This is a genomic window from Pseudomonas sp. 21 (assembly GCF_000955805.1).
Taxonomy (GTDB): Bacteria; Pseudomonadota; Gammaproteobacteria; order Pseudomonadales; family Pseudomonadaceae; genus Pseudomonas.
Genome location: NZ_JYOA01000003.1, coordinates 61946 through 87590, shown reverse-complemented (window position 1 = coordinate 87590; position 25645 = coordinate 61946). Strand labels below are relative to the sequence as shown.

General features: G+C 66.2%; 22 protein-coding genes. 15 read left to right on the top strand and 7 right to left on the bottom strand.

The features are described 5' to 3' along the window. The first annotated feature begins 40 nt into the window (after window positions 1-40). Complete coding sequence (locus UB43_RS06035; RefSeq protein WP_156160358.1) at window positions 41-1633, top strand: ABC transporter substrate-binding protein; 1593 nt, start codon at window positions 41-43, stop codon at window positions 1631-1633. Window positions 1634-1689: 56 nt separating this feature from the next. On the opposite strand, the gene UB43_RS06030 is transcribed toward UB43_RS06035, so the two are convergent. After that, on the bottom strand, window positions 1690-2907 hold the full coding sequence (locus UB43_RS06030; protein WP_045209550.1) for a Xaa-Pro peptidase family protein: 1218 nt from the start codon (window positions 2905-2907) through the stop codon (window positions 1690-1692). A gap of 178 nt (window positions 2908-3085) precedes the next feature. Between UB43_RS06030 and UB43_RS06025 the strand changes: the two genes are divergently transcribed. The 10 genes from UB43_RS06025 (at window position 3086) to UB43_RS05985 (ending at window position 13483) form a co-directional block, all read left to right on the top strand. Then, complete coding sequence (locus UB43_RS06025) at window positions 3086-3649, top strand: helix-turn-helix domain-containing protein (protein ID WP_045209549.1); 564 nt, start codon at window positions 3086-3088, stop codon at window positions 3647-3649. Between the two features lie 198 nt (window positions 3650-3847). After that, the gene (locus UB43_RS06020; RefSeq protein WP_156160357.1) at window positions 3848-5455 is read left to right on the top strand and encodes an ABC transporter substrate-binding protein; all 1608 of its coding nucleotides are present in this window, start codon (window positions 3848-3850) and stop codon (window positions 5453-5455) included. Between the two features lie 162 nt (window positions 5456-5617). After that, window positions 5618-6991, top strand: coding sequence for an OprD family porin (locus UB43_RS06015; RefSeq protein ID WP_045209548.1), 1374 nt, complete (start codon window positions 5618-5620; stop codon window positions 6989-6991). An 11-nt stretch (window positions 6992-7002) separates the two neighbouring features. Further along, window positions 7003-8586: an ABC transporter substrate-binding protein gene (locus UB43_RS06010; protein ID WP_045209547.1), complete on the top strand. Its 1584-nt coding sequence runs from the start codon at window positions 7003-7005 to the stop codon at window positions 8584-8586. 64 nt (window positions 8587-8650) lie between these two features. Further along, complete coding sequence (locus UB43_RS06005) at window positions 8651-9661, top strand: ABC transporter permease subunit (protein WP_045209546.1); 1011 nt, start codon at window positions 8651-8653, stop codon at window positions 9659-9661. A 12-nt stretch (window positions 9662-9673) separates the two neighbouring features. Beyond that, window positions 9674-10585: an ABC transporter permease subunit gene (locus tag UB43_RS06000; protein WP_045209545.1), complete on the top strand. Its 912-nt coding sequence runs from the start codon at window positions 9674-9676 to the stop codon at window positions 10583-10585. 11 nt (window positions 10586-10596) lie between these two features. Continuing rightward, the gene (locus tag UB43_RS30025; RefSeq protein ID WP_256204902.1) at window positions 10597-10722 is read left to right on the top strand and encodes a hypothetical protein; all 126 of its coding nucleotides are present in this window, start codon (window positions 10597-10599) and stop codon (window positions 10720-10722) included. Beyond that, window positions 10719-11696: an ABC transporter ATP-binding protein gene (locus UB43_RS05995; protein WP_045209544.1), complete on the top strand. Its 978-nt coding sequence runs from the start codon at window positions 10719-10721 to the stop codon at window positions 11694-11696. Before UB43_RS30025 ends, UB43_RS05995 begins: the two co-directional genes overlap by 4 nt. Continuing rightward, on the top strand, window positions 11693-12664 hold the full coding sequence (locus UB43_RS05990; protein WP_045209543.1) for a peptide ABC transporter ATP-binding protein: 972 nt from the start codon (window positions 11693-11695) through the stop codon (window positions 12662-12664). The genes UB43_RS05995 and UB43_RS05990 overlap by 4 nt, the downstream gene beginning before the upstream one ends. Window positions 12665-12826: 162 nt before the next feature. Continuing rightward, window positions 12827-13483 (top strand): hypothetical protein, encoded by a 657-nt coding sequence (locus UB43_RS05985; RefSeq protein WP_045209542.1) that lies wholly within the window; start codon window positions 12827-12829, stop codon window positions 13481-13483. Between the two features lie 164 nt (window positions 13484-13647). On the opposite strand, the gene UB43_RS05980 is transcribed toward UB43_RS05985, so the two are convergent. Beyond that, on the bottom strand, window positions 13648-14274 hold the full coding sequence (locus tag UB43_RS05980; RefSeq protein ID WP_082085786.1) for a LysE family translocator: 627 nt from the start codon (window positions 14272-14274) through the stop codon (window positions 13648-13650). 135 nt (window positions 14275-14409) lie between these two features. Between UB43_RS05980 and UB43_RS05975 the strand changes: the two genes are divergently transcribed. The 3 genes from UB43_RS05975 to prfH all read left to right on the top strand — a co-directional run bounded on the left by UB43_RS05975 (window position 14410) and on the right by prfH (window position 16849). After that, window positions 14410-14892: an Lrp/AsnC family transcriptional regulator gene (locus UB43_RS05975; protein WP_045209541.1), complete on the top strand. Its 483-nt coding sequence runs from the start codon at window positions 14410-14412 to the stop codon at window positions 14890-14892. Window positions 14893-15101: 209 nt separating this feature from the next. Then, window positions 15102-16238 carry an RNA ligase RtcB family protein gene (locus tag UB43_RS05970; RefSeq protein WP_045209540.1) on the top strand — a complete coding sequence of 379 codons (1137 nt, stop codon included), beginning with the start codon at window positions 15102-15104 and terminating at the stop codon, window positions 16236-16238. Further along, window positions 16238-16849, top strand: coding sequence for a peptide chain release factor H (prfH, locus tag UB43_RS05965; protein WP_045210211.1), 612 nt, complete (start codon window positions 16238-16240; stop codon window positions 16847-16849). The genes UB43_RS05970 and prfH overlap by 1 nt, the downstream gene beginning before the upstream one ends. A gap of 2 nt (window positions 16850-16851) precedes the next feature. Here the strand turns inward: prfH and UB43_RS05960 are convergent, their stop codons facing one another. From UB43_RS05960 to UB43_RS05950, 3 genes are read right to left on the bottom strand one after another with little or no spacing between them, the layout of a single operon-like run. Continuing rightward, window positions 16852-17769 (bottom strand): biotin-dependent carboxyltransferase family protein, encoded by a 918-nt coding sequence (locus tag UB43_RS05960; RefSeq protein ID WP_045209539.1) that lies wholly within the window; start codon window positions 17767-17769, stop codon window positions 16852-16854. Then, window positions 17766-18443, bottom strand: coding sequence for a 5-oxoprolinase subunit PxpB (gene pxpB, locus UB43_RS05955; protein WP_045209538.1), 678 nt, complete (start codon window positions 18441-18443; stop codon window positions 17766-17768). The genes UB43_RS05960 and pxpB overlap by 4 nt, the downstream gene beginning before the upstream one ends. Further along, window positions 18440-19195 (bottom strand): 5-oxoprolinase subunit PxpA, encoded by a 756-nt coding sequence (locus UB43_RS05950; protein ID WP_045209537.1) that lies wholly within the window; start codon window positions 19193-19195, stop codon window positions 18440-18442. Before UB43_RS05950 ends, pxpB begins: the two co-directional genes overlap by 4 nt. A gap of 129 nt (window positions 19196-19324) precedes the next feature. Between UB43_RS05950 and lpxO the strand changes: the two genes are divergently transcribed. Continuing rightward, window positions 19325-20224 carry a lipid A hydroxylase LpxO gene (lpxO, locus tag UB43_RS05945; RefSeq protein WP_045210210.1) on the top strand — a complete coding sequence of 300 codons (900 nt, stop codon included), beginning with the start codon at window positions 19325-19327 and terminating at the stop codon, window positions 20222-20224. A gap of 238 nt (window positions 20225-20462) precedes the next feature. On the opposite strand, the gene UB43_RS05940 is transcribed toward lpxO, so the two are convergent. Both UB43_RS05940 and UB43_RS05935 read right to left on the bottom strand, forming a co-directional pair. After that, window positions 20463-23012, bottom strand: coding sequence for a sulfite reductase flavoprotein subunit alpha (locus UB43_RS05940; protein ID WP_045209536.1), 2550 nt, complete (start codon window positions 23010-23012; stop codon window positions 20463-20465). A 181-nt stretch (window positions 23013-23193) separates the two neighbouring features. After that, window positions 23194-25500: a TonB-dependent siderophore receptor gene (locus tag UB43_RS05935; protein ID WP_045209535.1), complete on the bottom strand. Its 2307-nt coding sequence runs from the start codon at window positions 25498-25500 to the stop codon at window positions 23194-23196. Window positions 25501-25645 lie beyond the last annotated feature (145 nt).

Sequence of the window (25645 nt, the reverse complement as noted above, 5' to 3'; positions counted from 1 at the left end):
CCGCCGGGTGTCCCGGCGGCCCTTTCTTTCGGCAACCGCCGTGCGCAAAGCGCTCATCCGCCTGACCCTGGCCAGCCTGCTCGGCTGCGCACCGGCATTCGGCCAATCCCTGGTGGTGTGTACCGAGGCCAGCCCGGAAGGGTTCGACATCACCCAGTACACCGCCGCCACCACCGCCGATGCCTCCGCCGAGACGGTCTTCGAGCGCCTGGTGCAGTTCGCCCCCGGCAGCATCCGCGTGGTGCCCGCGCTGGCAGAAAGCTGGGCGATCAGCGACGACGGCCTGCAGTACACCTTCGCCCTGCGTCAGGGCGTGAAATTCCACAGCACCGACTACTTCACCCCGACCCGCGAGTTCGACGCCGACGACGTGCTCTGGAGCTTCCAGCGCCAGCTCGACCCGAAGCACCCGTGGAACAAGCTCGCCCCGCGCGGTTTCCCCTACGCCGAGGCGATGGGCCTGCCCGGCCTGATCAGCGCGGTGGAAAAGCTCGACGACCACCGCGTGCGCTTCACTCTCAGGCACCCCGAGGCGCCCTTCCTCGCCGACCTGGCGATGGGCTTCGCCTCTATCTATTCCGCCGAGTACGGCGACCTGCTGCTGTCTGCCGAAAAGGCCGACCAGTTGAACAACCTGCCCATCGGCACCGGGCCCTTCATCTTCCAGCGCTACCAGAAGGACGCCCAGGTGCGCTTCACCGCCAATCCGGACTACTGGGGCGGCAAGCCGAAGATCGAGCGCCTGCTGCTGGCGATCACCCCCGATCCGAACGTGCGTATCCAGAAGGTCAAGGCCGGCGACTGCCAGATAGCCGTCTACCCCAAGCCCACCGACATCCCCGCATTGCGCCAGGATCCGAAACTGACCATCGAGGAACTGGACTCGCTGCTGGTCGCCTATGTCGGGATCAATACCCGGCACAAGCCGCTGGACGACGTGCGCGTGCGCCAGGCGATCAACCTCGCCTTCGACCGCGACGCCTACCTGCGCGCACAGTTCGGCGAAGGCGCCGCGACGCTGGCTGTGGCGCCCTATCCGCCGACACTGTGGGGCTCCGATCCGCAGCTCAAGGTCTGGCCCCATGACCCGGCGCGCGCCAAGCAATTGCTCGAAGAAGCCGGCATCAGGCCCGGCCTGAAACTGTCGATCTGGACCCGCCCCGGCGGCGGTCCGACCAACCCCAACCCCGGCATCGGCGCACAGATGCTGCAGGATGACCTGGGCAAGATCGGCATCCAGGCCGATATCCGCGTGTTCGAATGGGGTGAGCTGATCAAGCGCGCCAAGCAGGGCGAGCACGACCTGATCTTCATGGGCTGGGCCGGCGACAACGGTGACCCGGACAACTTCCTGACACCGAACCTGTCCTGCGCCGCCGCCAGGAGTGGCGAGAACCAGGCGGGCTGGTGCAACGCAGAGTTCGACGAACTGCTGCGCCAGGCCCGCGCCATTACCGATCAGGAAGCCCGTGCCGGCCTCTACCGCCAGGCGCTGGCGATTTACCAGCGCGAAGCGCCGTGGATCGCCCTGGCGTACCCGAAGCAGTTCGCCGTGGTGCGGCCAGGCGTGAGCGGCTTCACCCTGAGCCCGCTGGGGTCGAACAACTTCTCGCGGGTTGAACTGGCACCCTGACTGTAGGAGCGGGCCATGCGCGCGATCGCGGGCATGGCCCGCTCCTACGAGAGCATTCAGGCATCCAGGGCGAAGGGATCGTCCACCGAATGACTCGGCTGGGTGAACCAGCGCGGGCCTTGGGCCGTCATGTAGAAGTGGTCCTCCAGACGGATACCGAACTCCCCCGGCACACAGATCATCGGCTCGTTGCTGAAGCACATGCCGACGTCCAGCGGCGTTCTGTCGCCACGCACCAGGTACGGACCTTCGTGGATATCCAGGCCGATACCGTGGCCAGTGCGATGCGGCAGGCCCGGCAATGCGTAATCCGGCCCGAGGCCACCCGCCTCCAGGCAACGGCGGGCGGCGGCGTCCACCTGCTCGCAGGGTTCACCCAGTACGGCGGCGCCGAAAGCGGCCAGCTGCGCGGCCTTCTCCAGGTTCCACAGCTCGCGCTGGCGTGCGCTGGGCGAGCCGAACACATAGCTGCGGGTGATATCCGAGTGGTAGCCGAACAGCTGGCAACCCGTGTCGATCAGCACCATGTCACCGTCACGCAGCGGGCGCGGTTGGCGCACGCCATGGGGGAAGGCGCTGTCTTCGCCGAACAGCACGATGCAGAAGGTCGAACCCGGTGCGCCGACCCGCCGGTGCGCCGCCTCGATGAAGCGCGTTACCTCGGTGGTGCTGATGCCCTCGCGGAGGATGCTCGCAGCGGCCTTGTGCACTTCCAGGGTCATGTCCTTCGCCCGCTGCATCAGCGCCAGCTCCGCCAGCGATTTGCAGCGACGGCACTGCTCGATCAATGAGCCGGCGTCCACCAGTTGCAGCGTGCCCGTCGCCTGGCGCAAACGCTCGTACATGCCGAACGGCAGGCTGTGGGAAAGACCGACCCGCGCGCCCTCGCGCACCTCGATCTCAGCCAGCATCCCAGCCAGCAGGGTGAACGGGCTTTCATGCTCGGCCCACACACTGATGCTGCCGGGCAGCACCTGCAGATCGCGCACCGTGCCTTCCTCGAAGGCCGGCGCGATGAAACGCACCTCACCCCGCGCCGGAACCAACGCCCCCACCAGCCGTTCGCTGGGGCTCCACTTCAGGCCGGTGAAATAGACCAGCGAGCTGCCGGCGTCGATGAACACGGCCGAGATCTCCCGAGCCTGCATCAGTTGCTGCAGCCGACCGATCCGAGCCTGGTACTCCTCGAGCGCAATGGGCCGAGCGCCGGCCGTCATGACCTGCAATTTCGCCAGCGCCTGCTCGGGGCTCATGCCCCCAACTCCCAATGTCATGTGGCTCTCCCGAGGAATGGAATGAAACGACACGAAATTTAAGCAGCACTGAAAATTCCGGTCAAAGGCTTTTCGGTGTTCGGTATCCTGGTGGGTGATTTTTCATCCGCTGATGGCTCGATGCTCTCACCCGTCGACGACACTGGTATGCTGCCGGCGTCCCACAAGAGCCTTGCCAATGTCCGCAGATCGTATCGGAGAACGCCTGCGCCGTTATCGGCGCGCAGCGAAGAAGACCCTGAACCAGGTGGCCGCCGAATCGGGCCTGACCGCCAGCTTCCTGTCCCAGGCCGAGCGCAACCTCACTGGCGTATCACTGTCCTCCCTGGCCAGCATCGCCAAGGCGCTGGACGTGCCGCTCAACGCCCTCTTCGACTCTCCGCAGCAGATTCCGCCGGACTCGCACCAGGGCGAGCGCGTGCGCTACACCATCGAAGGCCAGCCACTGAGCTACGAGCGGCTGTCCAGCAGCTTCCCCGGCAACCAGTTGAACGCGGTGAAGGTGACGGTCCCGGTGGGTTACGAATCCGAACTGATCACCCACGACGGCTCGGAATTCGCCTACGTCCTCACCGGGCGCATCGCCTACGACATCGATGGCCACACCTATCCGCTGGGCCCCGGCGACTCCGTCCACTTCGACTCCGGCAAGCGTCACTGCCTGCGCAATATCGGTGACAGCGTGGCGGAAATGCTCACCGTCACCACCCTTCCGCTGTTCGGCGAACATCCCGCCACCTGATTCACAGACCAGCAAAATTTTCAGTGCCACTGAATTTTAAGTTGAACTTGATTTCAGCCTGACTTAACTTCGGCGCGGCGTGGCCGGGCACAGCCCGACCATGAATGGATAGGCCTTATCCGGACCAGTCCGACCAGGCCGGCTGCAAACCCCATCGGTTCGCCGGCCCCCTCAGAAAAACAAGAATGAGGTCAGGCAATGCGCAAGATGCGACGTAATCCCCTGCACGCACTCGCCTTCGGCGGGCTGCTGCTCGCTGGCTCCGCGGCCCAGGCCGCCACCAGCCTGGTGTACTGCTCCGAAGGCAGCCCGGCGGGTTTCGACCCCGGCCAATACACCACCGGCACCGATTACGACGCCACCTCGGAAACCCTGTTCAACCGCCTCGTGCAGTTCCAGCGCGGCGGCACCGAAGCCCAACCGGCCCTGGCGCAGAGCTGGGAAACCTCCGCCGATGGCAAGACCTGGACCTTCCACCTGCGCCCAGGCGTGAAGTTCCACACCACCGACTACTTCAAGCCGACCCGCGAATTCAACGCCGACGACGTGCTGTTCACCTTCAACCGCATGCTCGACAAGCAGCAGCCGTTCCGCCAGGCGTACCCCACCGAATTCCCGTACTTCACCGACATGGGCCTGGATCGCAACATCGCCGGGGTCAGCAAGGTCGACGAGCACACCGTGACCTTCACCCTGAACGAGGTCGACGCGGCCTTCGTGCAGAACCTGGCGATGAACTTCGCAGTGATCCAGTCCGCCGAGTACGCCGACCAGTTGCTCCAGCAGGGCAAGCCCGGCGAGATCAACCAGAAGCCCATCGGCACCGGTCCCTTCGTGTTCAGCCGCTACCAGAAGGACGCGATGATCCGCTTCAAGGGCAACAAGGATTACTGGAAGCCCGATGACGTGAAGGTCGACAACCTGGTCTTCGCGATCAACACCGATGCCTCGGTGCGCATGCAGAAGCTCAAGGCCGGCGAATGCCAGATCACCCTGAACCCGCGCCCGGCGGACCTCGAGGCGCTGAGGCAGGCCCCGAACCTGAACATGCCGTCGCAGCCGGGCTTCAACCTCGGCTACCTCGCCTACAACGTCACCCACGCCCCGCTGGACAAGACCGATGTACGCCGCGCGCTGGACATGGCGCTGAACAAGCAGGCGATCATCGACGCGATCTACCAGGGCGCCGGCCAGCTGGCGGTGAACGCCATGCCGCCGACGCAGTGGTCCTATGACGAATCGATCAAGGGCCAGGCCTACGACCCGGAGCAGGCCAGGGCGCTGCTGAAGAAAGCCGGCGTCGCCGAAGGCACCCAGATCACCCTGTGGGCGATGCCCGTGCAACGCCCGTACAACCCCAACGCCAAGTTGATGGCCGAGATGATCCAGGCCGACTGGGCCAAGGTCGGCATCCAGGCGAAGATCGTCACCTACGAGTGGGGCGAGTACATCAAGCGTGCCCACGCCGGCGAGCACGACGCCATGCTGTTCGGTTGGACCGGTGACAACGGTGATCCGGACAACTGGCTGGGCACGCTCTATGGTTGCGACTCGGTTAACGGCAACAACGTCTCCAAGTGGTGCGACGCCGACTACGACAAGCTGGTTCGCCAGGCCAAGACCACCACCGACCACGACCAGCGCGTCGCCCTCTATCAGAAGGCCCAGCAGCTCCTCGCCCAGCAGCTGCCCATCAGCCCGATCGCTCACTCCACCGTCTACCAGCCCATGCGCAAATCGGTGCAGGGTTTCCTGATCAGTCCCTTCGGGCGCAACTCTTTCTACGGCGTGGCCAACCAGCCCTGATCGCCGCCCCGACACCGGCGGCCAAGGCCGCCTGAACGCCAGCCCGGCACAGACCGGGCGGCACATCCCGCCTTCCCCTCCGCCTGCCGGCTCCCCCATCTCTCCGATGGGTGGAGGGGATGCATTCGTTGCTAGGAAAACCGACAACAAGAAGGAGCAACCATGCAGTATCAAGCCATCACCCGATCCCTTCTCGCACTGGCCATCTGCGCGGCGACCACGGGTCATGTCCTGGCCGCCGACGAACCAGCCGGCCAGGCCGGCGCCAAGGGATTCATCGAGGACCAGAGCCTCACCTTCACCACTCGCAACTTCGCCTCCCGCGAGCAGATGAAGGACAGCTTCCACTTCAACATCAAGAAGGACGGCTACACCGAGCCGACCCACAGCCGCTATACCTGGGTCCAGGGCAGCCAGCTCAAATACGCATCGGGCTACACCCAGGGCACCATTGGCGTGGGCCTGGACGTGGCGGGCTTCCAGGCGATCAACCTGGAGCGCGGGCATGGCCGGATAGCCGGTGGCGGCAACCGCACCCTGGCCGACAGCGACGGCGACGCCGTCGCCGAGTGGTCGAAGATCGGCCTCGCCAGCCTGAAGCTGCGTACTTCCAATACCGTCCTGCGCGCCGGGCGCCAGCAACCGGAAACACCGGTGTTCAACCCCATCGACAACCGCGCGCTGCCTTCCAGCTTCGACGGCCTGAGCCTGGCCAGCAACGAGGTCAGCGGTCTCGACCTGCAGGGCGGTACCTTCACCCGCGCCAGCCCGCGCACCGGTTCCGACCGCGAGCACTTCACCACCGAATACGGCACACGCGAAGTGCGTGCCGATCGCTACAGCTACCTGGGCGGCAGCTACGCAATCAGCGACAAGCTCAAGGTCACGGCCTATGGCGGCCAGTTCGAGGACGTCTGGAACCAGTACTACTTCGGCGCCTCCCACGACCTGGGCGACCCGGCCAGCCTCGCGCTCAATACCAGCCTGAACTACTACCACACGGGCGACACCGGCTCGCGCAAGGCCGGCTATATCGACAACGACGCCTACAGCCTGGCCTTCACCCTGACCCGCGGCGCCCACGCCGTGCTGCTGGGTTGGCAGCAAATCCGCGGCGACGAGTACTTCGACTACGTCCACGAGACCTCGGCCATTTACCTGGCCAACTCGCTACTCTCCGACTACAACGGCCCCAACGAGAAGTCCCTGCAGCTGCGCTACTCCACCGACTGGGCGGGCTTCGGCGTGCCGGGCCTGACCAGCATGGTGTGGTACGCCAAGGGCTGGGGCATCGACGGCACTCACTACGACGGCGACCGCAACGGTGCCTACGGCAACTACGCCGAAGTGCGCAACCAGGACGACGAGAGACATCACGAGCTGGGCCTTTCCGCCGGCTACACCCTGCAGGACGGCCCGCTCAAGAGCAGCAACTTCCGCCTGAGCTACATGAAGCACCTGGCCAGCCAGAACCAGGTCGACGGCAGCGTCAACGAAATCCGCCTGGTCAGCAATTTCCCCTTCAACCTGCTGTAAGGAGAACCGGCATGCACATCTCGCGTCTGATTCCACTCGTGCTGGCGCTGGGCAGCGGCACTGCCCTGGCGCAAAACCTGGTGGTCTGCACCGAAGCAAGCCCGGAAGGCTTCGATGTAGTCCAGTACACCGGCGCGGTCACCAACGACGCCACCTCGGAGACCCTCTTCAACCGGCTGGTGGGCTTCCGTCCCGGTACCACCGAGCTGGTGCCGTCCCTGGCGCAGAGCTGGGAGGTCAGCCCAGACGGGCTGACCTACACCTTCCACCTGCGTCCGGAGGTGAAATTCCATTCCACCGACTACTTCAAGCCGAGCCGCACCTTCAACGCCGACGACGTGCTCTGGACCTTCCAGCGCGCGCTGGACCCCAAGCACCCGTGGCACGAGACGGCCAACCGCGGCTACGCCTACTTCGACGCCATGGGCATGCGCGAGCTGATCAAGTCCGTGGACAAGGTCGACGACCTCACGGTGCGCTTCACCCTGAACCATCCCGAAGCCCCGTTCCTCGCCGACATGGCCATGGGCTTCGCCTCGATCTATTCCGCCGAATACGGCGACCAGTTGCTCGCCGCCGGCAAGCAGGGCCAGATCAACAACCTGCCCATCGGCACCGGCCCCTTCGTGTTCAACCGCTACGCCAAGGATGCCCAGGTGCGCTACCGCGCCAACCCGGACTACTTCGGCGGCAAGCCGAAGATCGACAACCTGGTGTTCGCCATCACCCTCGACCCGAACGTACGGATGCAGAAAGTCCGGCGCAACGAGTGCCAGGTCACCCTCTATCCCAAGCCCTCGGACGTACCAGCGCTGCAGCAGGACAAGAACCTGGCGGTGGACAGCATCGACGCGCTGATGACCACCTACGTCGCCATCAACACCCGGCACAAGCCGCTGGACGACGTGCGCGTGCGCCAGGCGATCAACCTCGCCATCGACAAGAATGCGCTGATCGACGCCGTGTTCGGCGCTAACGCCGCCAGCCCTGCGATCAATCCTTACCCGTCGACGCTGCTCGGCTACAACAAGGACCTCCAGGACTGGCCGCACGACCCCGAACGAGCCAGGGCGCTGCTCAAGGAGGCCGGGGCGGAAAACCTCAAGCTGACGATCTTCATCCGCAATGGCAGCTCGCCGACCATTCCCAATCCGGCACTGGCGGCACAGATGATGCAGGCCGATCTGGCCAAGGCTGGCATCGACCTGCAGATCCGCTCCCTGGAGTGGGGCGAGCTGCTCAAGCGCTCGAAGGCCGGGGAACACGACCTGTCGCTGCTGGGCTGGGCCGGCGACAACGGCGACCCGGACAACTTCGTCAGCCCGAACCTGAGCTGTGCGGCGGCAAAGAGCGGCGAAAACCAGGCTTTCTGGTGCAATCAGGACTTCGAAGCACTGATTCAGGAAGGTCGTCAGACGAATGACCCTACAAAACGGGCGGAACTTTATAGAAAGGCGACATCCATATTCCACGAGCAATCCCCATGGATTCCCCTGGCGCATCCTAAGCTGTTCAATGTGCGCCGCAGCAATATCTCGGGTTACACCATCAACCCGATGACGAACAACAACTTCGCCGATATCGACGTGAAGTAATAAGAAACCGGCGCCCGTCGTTACCCCCGACGGGTAGCCGCTCGATGAGGAGTCCCCGACCACCATGCTGAGTTTCATCGCACGCCGATTCGGTCTGCTGATCCCGACCTTCTTCGGCGTCACCCTGCTCACCTTCGCGCTGATCCGCCTGATTCCGGGCGACCCCGTGGAAGTGATGATGGGTGAACGCCGCGTCGATCCGCAGATGCATGCCGAGGCCATGCACCGCCTGGGGCTCGACAAGCCCCTCTACCAGCAGTACCTCGACTACGTCGGCAACCTCGCCCAGGGCAACCTCGGTGAATCGCTGACCACCCGCGACAGCGTCTGGCACGAGTTCCTCACCCTGTTCCCCGCCACCCTCGAACTGTCCCTGGCCGCCCTGTTGTTCGCCGGCGTCTTCGGCCTGCTCGCCGGGGTGATAGCCGCCTTGAAGCGAGGCTCGCTGTTCGACCACGGGGTGATGACCATCTCCCTGGCCGGCTACTCCATGCCGATCTTCTGGTGGGGCCTGATCCTCATCATGCTGTTCTCCGTGTCCCTGGGCTGGACGCCGGTTTCCGGGCGCCTGGACCTGCTCTACGACATCGAGCCGAAGACCGGCTTCATGCTCATCGACACGCTGCTGTCGGATGAAGAAGGCGCCTTCATGGACGCCGTGCGCCACCTGATCCTGCCGGCCATCGTGCTGGGCACCATCCCGCTGGCGGTGATCGCGCGGATGACCCGTTCCTCGATGCTCGAAGTGCTGCGCGAGGACTACGTGCGCACCGCCCGCGCCAAGGGTCTGTCGCCGGCGCGCGTGGTGTTCGTGCATGCCCTGCGCAACGCCATGATCCCGGTGCTCACCGTGTTCGGCCTGCAGGTCGGCACGCTGCTGGCCGGTGCGGTACTGACCGAAACCATCTTCTCCTGGCCCGGCATCGGCAAATGGCTGATCGACGCCATCGGCCGCCGCGACTACCCGGTGGTGCAGAACGGCATCCTGCTGGTGGCGACCCTGGTGATTCTGGTGAACTTCATCGTGGACATCCTCTACGGCCTCGCCAACCCGCGCATCCGCCACCAACGCTGAGGAGTCGACGACATGAGCATCGCAAGCAAAGCTCCCGCCAGCGACCCGAGCCTGGTCTACCCCTCCCCGCTGAAAGAATTCTGGCATGCCTTCTCGCGCAACAAGGGCGCGGTCGGCGGCCTGCTGTTCATGCTGGTCATCGTGTTCTGCGCGCTGTTCGCCCCCTGGGTTGCGCCCCATGACCCGAGCGAGCAGTTCCGCGATTTCCTGCTCACCCCGCCGCTCTGGCTCGAAGGCGGCAACGCGCAGTTCCTGCTGGGCACCGACGAACTGGGCCGCGACCTGCTCTCGCGCCTGATGCACGGCGCGCGCCTGTCGCTGATGATCGGCCTGACTTCCGTGCTGATCTCGATGATCCCCGGCATCTTCCTCGGCCTGCTCGCCGGCTTCTCGCCGACCCGCCTGGGCCCGGTGATCATGCGCCTGATGGACATCATGCTGGCCTTGCCCTCGCTGCTGCTGGCGGTGGCCATCGTCGCCATCCTCGGCCCAGGCCTGATCAACACCGTGATCGCCATCGCCATCGTCTCGCTGCCGGCCTACGTGCGCCTGACCCGCGCCGCCGTGATGGGCGAGCTGAACCGCGACTACGTCACCGCCTCGCGCCTGGCCGGCGCCGGCACCCTGCGCCTGATGTTCGTCACCGTGCTGCCCAACTGCATGGCGCCGCTGATCGTGCAGGCCACCCTGAGCTTCTCCTCGGCCATCCTCGACGCCGCCGCGCTGGGCTTCCTCGGCCTCGGCGTGCAACCGCCGACGCCCGAGTGGGGCACCATGCTGGCCTCCGCGCGCGACTATATCGAGCGCGCCTGGTGGGTCGTCTCGCTGCCCGGCCTGACCATCCTGCTCAGCGTACTGGCGATCAACCTGATGGGCGACGGCCTGCGCGATGCGCTGGACCCGAAGCTGAAGAACGCGGCGTGAGGACATCAGCCATGCAGAACCTGACCGCCGCTGTAGGAGCGAGCTTGCTCGCGAACCTGCACTCCTCCGCGTCCCCCGTTCGCGAGCAAGCTCGCTCTCACAAGAAGAACAAAAGCCTGATGGAGACCGCCGTATGAGCCTCCTCGACCTGCGCAATCTTTCGGTCCGCTTCGGCGACCGCAACGCCATCCCGGTGGTGGACGGCCTCGACCTCTCGGTGGACAAGGGCGAAGTCCTGGCCATCGTCGGCGAATCCGGCTCCGGCAAGTCGGTGACCATGATGGCCCTGATGGGCCTGATCGACGCCCCCGGCATCATCACCGCCGACACCATGCAGTTCGACGGCACCGACATGCTGCGCCTGAAGGGCCGCGAGCGGCGGCGCATCGTCGGCAAGGACATCGCCATGGTCTTCCAGGACCCGATGACCGCCCTCAACCCCAGCTTCACCGTCGGCTACCAGATCGAGGAAGTGCTCAAGCTGCACCTCGGCCTGCGCGGCAAGGCGCTGCGCCAGCGCGCCCTGGAACTGCTCGAGCGGGTGGAAATCCCCGGTGCCGCGCAGCGCCTGGAGGCTTACCCGCACCAGTTGTCCGGCGGCATGAGCCAGCGCGTCGCGATCGCCATGGCGATCGCCGGCGAGCCCAAGCTGCTGATCGCCGACGAGCCCACCACCGCGCTGGACGTGACCATCCAGGCGCAAATCATGGAGCTGCTGCTGAACCTGCAGCGCGACCAGGGCATGGCGCTGATCCTGATCACCCACGACCTCGCCGTGGTCGCCGAGACCGCCCAGCGCGTCTGCGTGATGTACGCGGGTCAGGCGGTGGAGATCGGCGAGGTGCCGGCGCTGTTCGACCTGCCGACCCACCCGTACACCGAAGCGCTGCTCAAGGCGATCCCCGAGCACAGCGCCGGCGAGGAACGCCTGGCCACCCTGCCCGGCATCGTCCCCGGCAAGTACGACCGTCCACAGGGTTGCCTGCTGTCACCGCGCTGCCCCTACGTCCAGGACAACTGCCGCAGCGTACGCCCGGCCCTGGAAGCCCATGAGCGCGGCGCCGTGCGCTGCTTCTACCCGCTCAACCTGAACACCGAGGTGGCCCGATGAGCGCCGTCCTGACCGCCCGCGACCTGACCCGTCACTACGAAATCTCCCAGGGCCTGTTCAAGCCCCACGCCCTGGTTCGCGCCCTGAACGGCGTGTCCTTCGACCTGCAGGCCGGCAAGACCCTGGCCGTGGTCGGCGAATCCGGCTGCGGCAAGTCCACCCTCGCGCGCGCGCTGACCCTGATCGAGGAGCCCACCTCCGGCTCGCTGCAGATCGCCGGCCAGGAGGTAAAAGGCGCCAACCACGAGCAGCGCAAGCAGTTGCGCCGCGACGTGCAGATGGTCTTCCAGAACCCCTACGCCTCGCTGAACCCGCGGCAGAAGATCGGTGACCAGCTGGCCGAGCCGCTGCTGATCAACACCAGCCTGTCCCGTGTCGAACGCCGCGAGCGCGTGCAGGCGATGATGAAGCAGGTCGGCCTGCGCCCCGAGCACTACCAGCGCTACCCGCACATGTTCTCCGGCGGCCAGCGCCAGCGCATCGCCCTGGCCCGCGCCATGATGCTGCGGCCCAAGGTGCTGGTGGCGGACGAACCGACCTCGGCGCTGGACGTGTCGATCCAGGCCCAGGTGCTCAACCTGTTCATGGACCTGCAGCAGGAGTTCGGCACCGCCTACGTGTTCATCTCCCACAACCTCGCCGTGGTCCGCCACGTGGCCGACGACGTGCTGGTGATGTACCTCGGTCGCCCGGCGGAAATGGGCCCGGCAGACAAGCTCTACGAACGCCCGCTGCACCCCTACACCCAGGCGCTGCTGTCGGCGACCCCGGCCATCCACCCTGATCCGGACAAGCCCAAGATCAAGATCCAGGGCGAACTCCCCAACCCGCTCAACCCGCCCACCGGCTGCGCCTTCCACAAGCGCTGCCCCTACGCGACCGAGCGCTGCAAGTCCGAGGTGCCGGAGTTGCGCCTGCTCGATGAGCGCCAGGTGGCCTGCCACCATGCGGAGCAGTTCCTGAACTGAACCGAAACGGGCCGGTCATAGGCCGGCCCCTCTTTCGGAAACAGCTGCGTCCTACAGCGCAGCCGGAATTGGCCTACGGCCTGATCCAGAGCGTCCCGCTAGGGTGGCGTCCCGCCACTGACCTGCACCGCAGTGGCCGTTATCCACAGGGCCACATTCCGCATGCTGCTGTTCTTCCTCCTGCTGATCCTCGTCACCGCCATCGTCGCCAACGTCCAGCTGCACCAGTGGAAGCGTCAGCGGCGGATGGACGTGCGCGCGGCCGCGAAGTCACAGAGGAAGCCGGCGCCGAGGAAGAAAGCAGTCGAGGAGTTCGACTTCGACGAGATCGACTGGGACGGCGTCGACCAGGAAGAGCCGAACTTCAGCGCGCCGCCAGCGCCAGCGCCAAAGCCGCCGCCGGCGCCGATTCGCGCCAAGGCTCCCACCCAGCCGCCGGCCGAGGCCAAACCGAAAGTCGCGCCCAAGGACGAATTCCTCGCCCTGGAACGGGCACTGCCACCGGGACAACTGACGGCCGCCCAGCGCGACGAAGCCATGGCGCAACTGCTCAAGACCAGCCTGCACATCCCCGCTCCGGAACCCGGCGAAAAGCATGTGGTGCTGGACATGGACGGCGGCAGCTACGTGCCGGTCGCCACCCACCCGGCCGCGGCGGCCATCGCCCTCGGGCATCTCGCCGAGAGCCTGCAACAGCGCAAGGGCGCGCAGTTGCTGAGTGAGTTGCGCGGCAAGGAACTGGGCCTGCTGGTGGTCGCGCGCAATCCGCAGAAGCCGTCCGTGGCGCGGCTGTGGAAAATCCAGCCGGGCGACCTGTGATCTCTGCCTGCAACCTTGCACGGTCATGTCCGGCTCTCGCAGGAGCGGGCTTTGCCCGCGATGTGCAACAGGCCAGCTCAGCTGCCGGATATCTTTCGCGGACGGAGTCCGCTCCTGCAATCCTGCGCCGGCACGTCCGGCTGCGCTTCTACGAAAAGGCCCGCTCAAAGATCGCGGATCACTGCCAGGCGCACGCCGAACCCCAGCAGGATTCCGCCGAAGCCCCACTGCTGCACCCGCTGCATCGTCCTGTGCCGCGCCAGCCAGCGGCCCATGCGCTCGCCGCTGACCGCGTAGAAGCTGTCGAAACCCAGCCCGACCACCACCAGCACGCCGCCCAGCAGCGCGAATTGCAGTGCCAGCGGGCCGTTCTGCGGATGAATGAACTGCGGCAACAGCACCGAGCAGAACAACAGAGCCTTGGGGTTGAGCAGATTGGTCAGCAGGCCCCGGCGGAATGCACGCCGGTAGCTGACTGTGGATAACCCGGCCACTCCCGTTGCCACCGGCAAACCCGCCGGCGCGCGCAGCAGTTGCAGGCCGATCCACGCCAGGTAGAGGCCGCCGCCGATGCGCACGACATCGAAGGTCCAGGGCGCGGTGCGAAACAGCAGCGCCAGCCCGGTTGCCGCCAGGGCGACGTGGCAGCCACGGGCCACGCCCAGCCCCAGCGCCGTTGCCAGAGCCGCGCGGCAGCCGTCGCGGGCGCCGGTGTGCAGCAGGAGAATCATGTCCGGCCCCGGCAGCAGGTAGACCATCGCCAGGGCCAGCAGGAAGACGCCGATATCCACAGGAGCCACTCCGAAGCAGTCATTGCGGATAGGGATTCTATGCCTGAAGGCCGAGGCAGGTGCTTGCGTATTCAGCCAGCCTGACGACAGTATCTGGCATACCCTGCCAACCCCAGGCCAGATGAGCATCCATATATGCCAAATCCCAAACTGGACGCCTACGACCACCGCATCCTCGCCGCCCTGCAGCGCGACGGCCGCCTGACCAACGTGCAGCTCGCCGAGGAGATCGGCCTGTCGCCCTCTCCTTGCCTGCGCCGCGTCCGCCTCCTCGAAGAGGCCGGCATGATCCGTGGCTACCACGCCGAACTGGGTCGCGACGAAGTCGGCCTGGGGCTGACGGTGTTTGTCGGCGTGAAGGTCGAACGCCACAGCGATACCAGCGCCGCCGCCTTTCGCCAGGCCGTGATCGACCTGCCGGAGGTCATCTCGGTCCACCTGGTCAGCGGCGAATCGGACTTCCTCCTGCAAGTGGTGCTACCCGACCTGCGCGCCTACGAACAATTCCTCACCGGCACCCTGCTCAAGCTGCCGGGCGTCAGCGACATCCGCAGCAACTTCGCCATCCAGACCGTGAAGGAATCAGCGCCCCTGCCGCTGCGGCACTTGCCGAAATAGCGAGGATTGCGCGCCGGCGGCCGCGCGCCTATCATTCGCCACCTTCCATCCACCGACAGCAAAGGAGAGACATCATGCAAGCACTGATCACCCTTTGCAGGTCGCGTCTGGCGTAATCGCTTCCCCGCCGCCCCTTTGGCGGCATCGCATTGCCCGGCTCCGGCCTGCCCCCATCCTCTTTTTCGTTTCATTCCTCATGGGATTGGACAATGGGCAATTGCATCAAAAATCTGTCCGACGGCATCACCCTGATCGCCGCGGACGACACCTGGATCGAAGGCAAAGCGATCCAGCAACTGGAAACCACCGCCCGTCTGCCGGGCATGCAGCAGGTCGCCGGCATGCCGGACCTGCACCCTGGTCGCGGCTATCCGATCGGCGCGGCGTTCTTCTCCACCGGCCGCCTGTATCCGGCGCTGGTGGGCAACGACATTGGCTGCGGCATGGCGCTGTGGCGCACCGACATCGCCACCGCCAAGCTGAACCTGGACAAGCTGGAAAAGCGCCTGGGCAATCTCGACGGCCCGCTGGACGAAGACTGGAGCGAGCGCATCGCCAGCTTCGCTCTGTCGCCGTGCGGCCACGAGCACTCGCTGGGCACCATCGGCGGCGGTAATCACTTCGCCGAGTTGCAGCAGCTCGATCAGCTTTACGATGAGCAAGCCGTGGCAGCGCTGGGAATCGACCGCCGTCACCTGCTCCTGCTGGTACACAGCGGTTCGCGCGGCCTGGGTGAAGCCATCCTGCGCGAGCAGGTGGATCGCTTCAGCCACCAGGGCCTGGAACAAGGCACCGACGACTGCGCGCACTACCTGGCTCGCCACGACGGCGCCCTGCGTTTCGCCGAAGCCAACCGCCAACTGATCGCCCTGCGCATGCTCGATCGCCTGCGTGCGGGCGGTGCGCAGGTGCTGGACGTGAACCACAACCTCGTCAGCCCGGCGCAGGTCGAAGGCGTCGACGGCTGGCTGCACCGCAAGGGAGCGACGCCGGCGGATTGCGGGGTGATGGTCATCCCCGGCTCGCGCGGTGATTACAGCTACCTGGTGGAACCGGTCGCCGATCCGCGCAGCCTGTTCTCCCTCGCCCATGGCGCGGGGCGCAAGTGGATGCGCAGCGAGTGCAAGGACCGTCTCTCGGCGCGCTACCGCGTCGAGCAACTGGCCCGCACCGCGCTGGGCAGCCGGGTGATCTGCGGTGATCGCGGGCTGATCTACGAGGAAGCGCCGGAAGCCTACAAGGCCATCGACTCGGTGGTCGGCGCGCTGCGCGAAGCGGGGCTGCTGCGGGTACTGGCGCGACTCAGGCCGGTGCTGACCTACAAGACCCGCGGGGAGTGCTGCTGATGATCCTCCTGCAATTGTCCGCGGCCCAGGGGCCGGACGAGTGCGCGCTGGCCGTGGCCAAGGCCCTGCAGCGACTGCTGCGCGAAGCCGAGACTTTCGGCGCCGAGGTGCGCGTGATCGAGGAAGAAGCCGGCCCGCGCCGGGGCACCCTGCTCTCGGTGCTGCTGGCGCTGGACGGCGACTTTGCGGCAACCCTGGCCGAGGACTGGAGCGGCACCCTGCAATGGGTCTGCGCCAGCCCTTACCGGCCCAACCACGGGCGCAAGAACTGGTACTTCGGCGGCGCGCGATTCAACGCGCCGCCGGCCAGTCTCGAAGGCGAAGTACGCTTCGAAACCCTGCGCTCCTCCGGCCCCGGCGGCCAGCACGTCAACACCACCGATTCAGCGGTGCGCGCCACCCACCTTGCCAGCGGCCTGAGCGTGAAGGTCCAGAGCGAGCGCAGCCAGCACGCCAACAAGCGCCTGGCGCTGCTGCTGATCGCCCGCAAGCTGGAGGAACGCGCGGAGCAGGCGAGCAGCGAGCTGCGTGCCGAACGTCGCCTGGTGCATCACCATCTGGAACGCGGCAATCCACGCCGGGTGTTTCGCGGCGAGCGCTTCGAGGGCTGAGGTCAGCCGGAGAAGAAGCGCCGGAACGCGCGCAGGTCCGCCTGCGCCTGTTCCACGTGGGCCTGGGCAAAACGCACTTCGCTGTGCGCCGGGCATTGCGCCAGGCGGCCGATGTCCAGCGGGTGCAGCACGCCCAACAGCGGGTAGCCGCCCATGCTCTGGCGGTCGGCCAGCAGGACAATCGGCTGGCCGTCCGGCGGTACCTGGATGGCGCCCTCGACTATCCCCAGCGACCATTGCCGGCGAGGCGCGCTCAGCGCTTCGCCGCGCAGTCGCACGCCCATGCGATCGGATTGCGGGCTGACCTGCCAGCGCTGTTCGAAGAAGGCCTGCCGTTGTTCCTCGCTGAAAGCATCCGGGCCCGGCAACACACGCAGTGTCGGGGTCTCGCGGTAGTCCGGTCGATAAGGCCAGGGCACGCTGGCTCCGCGGGTGAAGCGTTCGCCGCAGGCTGCGCATTCCAGCAGATCGTCAGCGGCGAGCGGCTGGCCATTGCCGGCAAGCCCCCCGAGCTTTTCCCGCGTCTGGGTCGCAACGCTGCCCAGAATCGACGGCGCATGGAAGCCCCCGGCAGTGGCGAGATAGGCGCGCTGACCGGCACGGGCGAAGCCCAGTTTCAGGCGTTGCCCTACCCCTGCGCGAAAGCGCGACCAGCCCGGCAGCGGCTCGCCATCCAGGGTGGCCGGCACGTCCGCCCCCGTCAGCGCCAGCCAGGTGTCCGCCTGCACTTCCAGCTCCACACCGCCCAGCGCGATTTCCAGCAACGGCACGCCCGGCGTGTTGCCGAGCAGGCGATTGGCCCAGGCCGCCGCCTGTTTATCCACAGGGCCGCCAGGAGAAACGCCCAGGTGCTGCCAGCCTTGCCGGCCGCCATCCTGCAGCAGACACAGCGGGCCGCAGGCGATGACTTTCAGGCTCATGGCTCGCCTCCGGCCGCGCGATAGGTCGCCTCATCGATGGGCAGGAAACGTACAAGATCACCCACGGCCAGCGGACAAGGCGGCTGCCGTTGCGGATCGAACAGGCGTTGCGCAGTGCGCCCCAGCAGATGCCAGCCGCCGGGCGAGGCCTGTGGATAAACCGCCGTCTGCCGCTCGGCAATCGCCAGGCTGCCGGCCGGCACGTGCGTGCGCGGCGTGGCACGCCGCGGCAGGGCGAGGCGTTCGTCCAGCTCGCCGAGGTAGGCGAAGCCGGGAGAGAAGCCGATGGCACCGACGCGATAGTCACGGCCGGCGTGCAGGTCGATCACCTGGACGCAAGTGAGCCCGCACAGCCGGGCGACTTCGCTGAGGTCTTCGCCGGCATACCACACGGCGATTTCATGCCGGCGCCCGGCGACATTCACCTGGGAGTCACCGGGCCAGTCCGCCAGCGCGGCCTGCACGCGGCTTTGCAATTGCGGGAGGTCGATGCGCAGCAGGTCGTAGTGCAGCAACAGCGTGGTCCAGCCTGGCACGCAATCCGTCAGCGCCACGCCCAGCTCGGTGCGCAGGCGTTCGGCCAGTCGGGCGATGCGCAGCGGCAGCGTATCGTCGGGCTGCTCCGCGAGGGTGATCAGCAGCGCCGTGGCGCCGAAGGCTTCGACGCGGATCATGCCTGGTCCAGCAGGCCACGCAGGCGCCGCAGCACCGCCAGGGATTCGGGGTTGTCGCCATGCACGCAGAGGCTGTCGGCACGCAGGCGCAGCGGGTTGCCGTCGATATCCGGGAAGGGCTCGCCGCGGGCGATGGCCAGGGCCTGGTCGAGGATGCGCTGAGGCTCGTGGTGCACCGCGTTGGGCAGCCGGCGCGGGGCAAGCTGGCCATCGGAAAGGTAGGCACGATCGGCAAAGGCTTCGAACATCAGCGGCACGTCGGCGGCGTCAGCCAGCTGCAGCTCGCGCTGGTTGTCGGCCAGCGCCAGCACCATCAGCGGCAGGCGCTTGCGGTAGGCGGCGCAGGCGTCGAGCACGGCGGAGAGCAGCGCATCGTCGCGCACCAGGTCGTTGTACAGCGCGCCATGAGGCTTCACGTAGGCCACCTGGGTGCCGGCGGCGCGGCAGAAGGCATCCAGCGCGCCGATCTGGTACAGCACCAGGGCGTGGACCTCCTCGGGCGAGCAGTTCATGTGCCGGCGGCCGAAGCCGGCGAGGTCCGGGTAGGCCGGGTGGGCACCGATGCTGACGCCCTGCTCCACCGCCAGGCGCACGGTGCGCTGCATGGTCAGCGGGTCGCCGGCATGGTAGCCACAGGCGAGGTTGGCCTGGTCGATCAGCGGCATGGCATGGGTATCGTCGCCCATGCGCCAGGCGCCGAAGCTTTCGCCCATGTCGCAGTTGAGCAGGATTCGCGTCGTGCTCTCGGTCATCGGTGTCGCCATCCTTCCAGGTTTCCTACAGGGTAAAGCAGACCATGGCCTTTGGCCTTCGGAGAATACTCAGTCACGTTCAGGAGGAGTACTATCCCCGGTCTGTAGTAGCGGATACCTCCCCGAATGATCAAAGCCGCCATCCTGGCCGCCTTCGGCCTGAGCATCGTCTATGTCCACCTGCGTGGACGGGTGCGCCACAAGTTCACGCGCCAGCTGAGCGACCACTCCAGCTTCCTGGCGCCGATCAACTGCCTGATGTACCTGTTCTCCAAGGTACCCAGCCGCCCGTACCTGGCGACCGAGCAGTTCCCGGAAATGCGCCTGTTGACCGAGAACTGGGAAGCCATCCGCAGCGAAGCGCTGCACCTGCGCGATGCCGGCAGCATCAAGCGTTCCGACCAGCTCAACGACGTGGGTTTCAACTCTTTCTTCAAGACCGGCTGGAAGCGCTTCTACCTGAAATGGTACGACGATAGCCACCCCTCCGCCGACGCCCTGTGCCCGAAGACCACCGAGCTGCTGCGGCAGATTCCGTCGGTGAAGGCGGCGATGTTCGCCGAACTGCCGCCGGGCTCACGCCTGGTGCGCCACCGCGACCCCTACGCCGGTTCGCTGCGTTACCACTTGGGCCTGCTGACGCCGAACGATCCAGGCTGCTTCATCGAGGTCGACGGCGAGCGCTATCACTGGCGCGACGGCGAAGCGGTGGTGTTCGACGAGACCTACATCCACTACGCCGAGAACACCACGGACCACGACCGGGTGATCCTCTTCTGCGACATCGAGCGGCCGCTGAAATACGGCTGGGTGACGGCGTTCAACCGCTGGTTCAGCCGCAACGTGATGGCCGCGGCGGCCTCGCCCAACGACGCGGGCGACAAGACCGGTGGGATCAACCGCGCCTTCGCTTCGCTGTACAAGATCCGCCTGCACGGCAAGGCGCTGAAGAAGCGCAACCGCAAGCTGTACTACCTGCAGAAGTGGGGGTTCTTCGCGGCGGTGCTGGCGCTGTTCTTGTGGATCTGAGCGACTGGATTCAAGCGCCCCGATATCAAAAAGGCCTCCGCATTCGCGGGGGCCTTTTTGCTTGCGCCGCCGACAACGCAGTGCGTTGCTCCCCTGTAGGAGCGAGCTTGCTCGCGAACCCCCCCCGCGCCGGAGCCGCCGGAAAATCCGTTCGCGAGCAAGCTCGCTCCTACGAAAAGCCAGTCACGCTGAGCGTGGGAGCGGACTCCGTCCGCGATGGGCTACGCCCAACACCTGCTCAATACACGTCGCGCCGATACCGCCCACTCTCCAGCAGCGCCTCGACCTCGGCATCGCCAAGCATCTCGCGCAGGGCGCGGTCGACGCCCTCGGCCATGCCTTGCAGGCTGCCGCAAACGTAGATCGCCGCCCCCTCGTCGAGCCACTGGGCAAGGACTTCGCCACTGGCGCGCAGGCGGTCCTGCACGTAGACCTTTTCCGCCTGATCGCGGGAGAAGGCGACGTCCAGGCGCTGCAGCTCGCCGCGCGCCAGCAGGCCTTCGAGCTCCTCGCGGCAGTAGAAGTCGTGGGCGATGTTGCGTTCGCCGAACAGCAACCAGTTGCGTGAGCGGCCCTCGGCCACGCTCGCCTGTAGTAATGCGCGCAGGCCGGCGATCCCGGTGCCGTTGCCGATCAGGATCAGCGGGCGATCTTCCTCGGTCAGGTGGAAGCTGCGGTTGCGGCGCAGGCGCAGCAGCAGGCTGCCGCCTTCGGGCAGGTACTCGGTCAGCCAGCCGGAACAAATGCCCAGCGAGCCGTCGGCGTGCTGCTCCTGGCGCACAATCAGTTCCAGGGCGCCTGCGCTGCGCAGCGAGGCGATGGAGTACTGGCGCACGGAGAGCTTGATCAGCGCGTCATGGACCGCCTGGCCATGCTGGCCGACCAGGTGTTCCAGGTTACCCGGCAGCAGGCAGCCGGCCAGGGCGTCCTTCAGCGGCATGGCCAGGCCATCCACCTGTACCTTGGCCGCGCCGTCGAGGCCGAGGCGTTCGAGCCAGCGGGCGACGAGGAACTCCGGTTGGCGCGGGACGATTTCCACCAGGTCGCCGGCGGCCCAGTCGATCTGCGAATCGTTCGGCGCAGCAAGGCGCAGCAGCCAGGTGGATTCGCCCTGGCTGCCGGGGTTCAGGTGTTCACGGCCACTCAGCGTCCAGACCTCGAAGGCCGGCGCGGTGAAGGCCACTTGCGGCGCGGCGCCGGAGAGTTCGGCCAAGCGCACCTGCCAATCATGCAGTGCGGCGGCGTCGCCGTTGTCGACTTCCACGCCGTCGAACAACGGGCGCGCGCCCTGGCCTTGCAACCAGCCCTGCAGGCGCCGGGCGAAACCACAGAATTGCTCGTACTGACGGTCGCCCAGGGCGAGCACGGCAAAGCGCAGGTCGTTGAGGCCGAGGGTCTGGCCGAGCATCTGGCGCTCGAAGCCACGGGCGCCATCGGGCGCCTCGCCCTCACCAAAGGTGCTGACCACGAACAGCGCGTTGCGAGTCTGCTCCAGCTGCGCGCGGTCCAGCTTGCCCAGCGGTTCGACGCGAACCGGCAGGCCGGCAGCCTGCAGCTGGCCGGCGCTCTGCCAGGCCAATTGCTCGGCGAAGCCGCTCTGGCTGGCGTAGCCGATCAACCAGGAGTCGGCGCCACCTGCCGTAGTGCCCAGCTCGCCGCGGGCGGCCAGGGCCGCGCGCTTCTTGCGGCGGCGGTCGAGGTAGAGCAGCCAGCCGGTGATGAAGAACAGCGGCATGGCCAGGCTGGCGAGCATCATCAGGATGCGCCCGGTGAGGCCAAAGTAGCTGCCCACATGCAGGGCGTAGACGCTGGTGAGCAGTTGCTTGCCGGTGCTGCTGTCGTTGTAGCGGCGGTCCTTGAGCAGCTTGCCGCTGGCCGGGTCGATGGTCATCTCGTTGAAGGCGCGCTCGTGGGCGGCGTCATCGAGAAGGTAGAAGACGGTGGCCGGCTGGCCCTTCACCGGCGGCAGGCGCAGGTTGTAGGCAGTCATGGCGGAGCCGCCGGTCTGCTGGATGGTGTTCCAGATCGCGGTGGCATCGACTACCGGCGGCGGGCCCTCGGGCGCCGGACCGCGCTTGCCGCCACCGCGCTGGCCGCCCTTGGCCTGGCCGGCGGGGGCGTCGTCGAGCAGCTTGAACAGGCCGTTGCGGTACCACTCGTAGGACCAGTACAGGCCGGTCAGCGAGGCCAGGAGATAGAACACCAGGCACCAGGTGCCGGCCACGGCGTGCAGGTCCCAGTTGAAGGCGCGGCCTTTCTTGCGCCAGTCGAAGGTCAGCCAGGTGCGCCAGTTCAGCGCCTTGCGCGGCCAGCGCAGGTACAGGCCGGAGAGGCAGAAGAAAATCAGGATCAGGGTGCAGGCGGCAGTGATCCGCTGGCCGACTTCGCCGGCGGCGAGGAAGCGGTGCAGCTGCATGATGAACATGAAGGCGCCCTCGCCCACTGGAGCGGGCAGGGCTTGCGCGGTGTAGGGATCGACGTACAGGGATTCGCCACGGCGCTGGCCCGGTGGCGGGGTGAAGAAGATGCGCGCGGACTCCACGCCCTCGGTCTTGAGCCAGAAGAAGGCGACCTTCTTGCCTGGTTCGGCGCTTTCCACCCGGCGGATCAGTTCGTCCATCGGCAGCACCGCTTCGGCGCGCTTTTCCACCACCAGGCTCTCGGGGTTGATGGCCCGCAGGATTTCATCCTGGAACGACAGCATCGCCCCGGTGATCCCCATCAGCGCCAGCACAAGTCCTGCGCTGATACCGAACAGCCAATGCAACTGGAAAAGGACTTTCTTCAACACCGCGGCTTCACCTTCGGACACCCATCACGCAGGGCGGGCATTTTAATGAGAATGGCTCGCAAACGCAGCCGTTTTAACAATCTTTACCCTGGCCTTACCTTCGGCACTGGCGGCCCGGACAAAGAAAAGCCCCGGCCGAGGAGCATCGGCCGGGGCGGGTCGCCAGAGGTGCGCGCCCTTAGAAGTGGAAGTTGGTGGACAGCAGCACGGTGCGGCCGGCCGCCTGCGACGCGTAGTGCGAGGCGTAGGCCTTGTCGAAGTACTGCTTGTCGAAGACGTTCTGCACGTTGAGCTGGAAGTCGACGTTCTTGCTCAGCTTGTAGGCGGCCATCGCGTCGTAGCGCCAGTAGTCCGGCACGTACATGGTGTTGGCCACGTCGCCGTAGACCTTGTCGACGTAGAAGGTGCCGCCGCCGATGGTGGCGTTGGGCAGTACGTCGTAGGTGGTCCACAGGCTGAAGCTGTTTTCCGGGGTGTTGGGCATCTGGTTGCCGTCGTTGGACGGAGCGGTGGCGTTCACCGCGCCGCTACGACCGGACTTGCCCGCCTTGACCAGCTCGCTGTCGAGGTAGCTGTAACCGGCGAAGACCTTCCACTTGTCGGTGATCTTGCCGCTGGCGGACAGCTCGATGCCGTCGACGCGGGACTGGCCGGCGTTGTCGTAGGTCTGGTTGGAGACCAGTACGCGCGCGTTGTCCTTGTCGGTGCGGAAGATCGCCGCGGTCAGCTCCAGGCGCTCGTCGAGGAAGTTCCACTTGGTGCCGATTTCGTAGTTGGTGGTTTCTTCCGGCTCCAGGTTGTTCTTCACCGCGAAGGTGTCCACGGCGTTGCCGGTGTCACCGTTGTCCAGCATCGAACCCGGCGGGGTCGCCGAGGTGGCGTAGGACGCATAGATGCTGCCGTTGGGCGCCGGCTTGTAGACCACGCCGGCCTGCCAGTTCCAGAAGCTGGAGCTGTCTTCGAACTTGGTGGTCGGGCTCACGCCATGGTTCTTCGCGGTGGTCTCGAAGCTGTCGAAGCGCGCGCCGACGTTGACCTGCCATTGCTCGTTGAGGTCGATGGTGTCGAAGCCGTAGATCGCCTTGGTGGTGGCCACGGTGTTCAGCGGCTTGTAGTTGCGGACGATGCTGCCGTTCCACGGGTCGTGCGGGTTCGGGTTTTCCAGGCTGGTGCAGTTGTAGCCGCTGGGCGCGCCGACGATGGCCGGGCGGCACTTGTTGGCGCCCGCGCTGGAGCCGGTGTTGGTGTTCACCGTGTAGCCGTCGCGCTTGCTGTCCTCGCGGGTGAATTCCAGGCCGGTGGTGAAGCTGTTCTTGAAGCCGGCCAGGTAGAACTCGCCGAACAGGTCGGTCTGGTTGGTCGCGGTGGTGGTGGTGCTGATGCGGTTGTTGTTGCGGCGCCAGACGGTCCCGTTGTTGATGTTGCCCTGGCTGTCGTCGGGCTGGGTCCAGATGTAGTCCTGGTGCGCGGTGCCGTAGCGCGTGGTGTTGCGCAGGCTCAGGGCATCGTTGAAATCGTGTTCGAAGGTGATGGTGCTGGTGTCGATGCGGCTCTTCTGGAAGTCGCGATCCTCGAGGCCGTAGTAGTTGTCGCGGTCGACGTTCACCGGCTTGTCGGGGTTGTGCTTGCTGCGGTCGGCGCTCTTGGCGTACGGGATGCCCGAGTCCGGGGTGTCGTCGCTTTCCAGGTGGTAATGGCTGACGGTGACGCGGGTCGGGCCGTTGAGGCCGAAGCTCAGGGACGGCGCGATACCCCAGCGGCTGGCGTCCACCGCCTGGCGACCGGCGACGTTCTGGTCGTGGGTCATCAGGTTCAGGCGGAAGGCGGCGTTGCCGTCGAGGAACTCCTGGTTGGTGTCGAGGGTGTAGCGACGGGTCTGGTCGGAGCCGTAGGTGAAGCTGCCGTCGGTGAAGTTGCCGGCCTTGGCCTGCTTGCTGATCAGGTTCAGGCTGCCACCGGCCGAGCCGCGGCCACCGAAGGCCGAGTTCGGGCCCTTGCTGACTTCGATCTGCTCGAGGTTGAAGACCTCGCGGGATTGCGCGCCGGTGTCGCGGACGCCGTCGACGTAGGTGTCGCTCTGCGCGTCGAAGCCACGGATGAACGGGCGGTCACCCGTCGGGTTGCCACCCTCGCCGGCGCCGAAGGTAATGCCCGGCACGGTACGCAGCGCGTCCTGCAGGGTCAGCGCGCCGGTGTCCTTGATCACCTGCTGCGGCACCACGGTCACCGAACGCGGCGTGTCCAGCAGCGGCGCGGTGTACTTCTTCGAAGCGGACTTCTCGACGTTGTAGGTGGTCGGGTCCTGCTGCTGGGTGCCGACGACGGTGTCGGCGTCCAGGGACAGCACGTCCTGGCTGGACTTCTTCGACGAAGCTTCGGCGGCGTGGGCCAGATGAGTACCGGACATGGCGGTGATCGCCACGCCGACAGCGCTGACTAGAAGGCGCGGCTTGCTGCCGGCGAACTCGGTGGATTGACGCGACATCGAAACTCCCTCCCCAGGGGTTCATGAAGGCCGCGCAATTTATTGCAACTGAGAATTTGTATCAATTCACATTCATTATCATACGCACATGATTTACAACTTTTACACTTTCTCCCTGTCGTAAGTAGGGGTATGCCGGTTGTAC

What these genes read in the sequence shown, in the direction of transcription:
- UB43_RS06030 (WP_045209550.1), bottom strand. Translation starts at nt 2,907, where the DNA reads ATGACATTGGGAGTTGGGGGCATGAGCCCCGAGCAGGCGCTGGCGAAA.
- UB43_RS06025 (WP_045209549.1), top strand. Translation starts at nt 3,086, where the DNA reads ATGTCCGCAGATCGTATCGGAGAACGCCTGCGCCGTTATCGGCGCGCA.
- UB43_RS06020 (WP_156160357.1), top strand. Translation starts at nt 3,848, where the DNA reads ATGCGCAAGATGCGACGTAATCCCCTGCACGCACTCGCCTTCGGCGGG.
- UB43_RS06015 (WP_045209548.1), top strand. Translation starts at nt 5,618, where the DNA reads ATGCAGTATCAAGCCATCACCCGATCCCTTCTCGCACTGGCCATCTGC.
- UB43_RS06010 (WP_045209547.1), top strand. Translation starts at nt 7,003, where the DNA reads ATGCACATCTCGCGTCTGATTCCACTCGTGCTGGCGCTGGGCAGCGGC.
- UB43_RS06005 (WP_045209546.1), top strand. Translation starts at nt 8,651, where the DNA reads ATGCTGAGTTTCATCGCACGCCGATTCGGTCTGCTGATCCCGACCTTC.
- UB43_RS06000 (WP_045209545.1), top strand. Translation starts at nt 9,674, where the DNA reads ATGAGCATCGCAAGCAAAGCTCCCGCCAGCGACCCGAGCCTGGTCTAC.
- UB43_RS30025 (WP_256204902.1), top strand. Translation starts at nt 10,597, where the DNA reads ATGCAGAACCTGACCGCCGCTGTAGGAGCGAGCTTGCTCGCGAACCTG.
- UB43_RS05995 (WP_045209544.1), top strand. Translation starts at nt 10,719, where the DNA reads ATGAGCCTCCTCGACCTGCGCAATCTTTCGGTCCGCTTCGGCGACCGC.
- UB43_RS05990 (WP_045209543.1), top strand. Translation starts at nt 11,693, where the DNA reads ATGAGCGCCGTCCTGACCGCCCGCGACCTGACCCGTCACTACGAAATC.
- UB43_RS05985 (WP_045209542.1), top strand. Translation starts at nt 12,827, where the DNA reads ATGCTGCTGTTCTTCCTCCTGCTGATCCTCGTCACCGCCATCGTCGCC.
- UB43_RS05975 (WP_045209541.1), top strand. Translation starts at nt 14,410, where the DNA reads ATGCCAAATCCCAAACTGGACGCCTACGACCACCGCATCCTCGCCGCC.
- UB43_RS05970 (WP_045209540.1), top strand. Translation starts at nt 15,102, where the DNA reads ATGGGCAATTGCATCAAAAATCTGTCCGACGGCATCACCCTGATCGCC.
- prfH (WP_045210211.1), top strand. Translation starts at nt 16,238, where the DNA reads ATGATCCTCCTGCAATTGTCCGCGGCCCAGGGGCCGGACGAGTGCGCG.
- UB43_RS05960 (WP_045209539.1), bottom strand. Translation starts at nt 17,769, where the DNA reads ATGAGCCTGAAAGTCATCGCCTGCGGCCCGCTGTGTCTGCTGCAGGAT.
- pxpB (WP_045209538.1), bottom strand. Translation starts at nt 18,443, where the DNA reads ATGATCCGCGTCGAAGCCTTCGGCGCCACGGCGCTGCTGATCACCCTC.
- UB43_RS05950 (WP_045209537.1), bottom strand. Translation starts at nt 19,195, where the DNA reads ATGACCGAGAGCACGACGCGAATCCTGCTCAACTGCGACATGGGCGAA.
- UB43_RS05935 (WP_045209535.1), bottom strand. Translation starts at nt 25,500, where the DNA reads ATGTCGCGTCAATCCACCGAGTTCGCCGGCAGCAAGCCGCGCCTTCTA.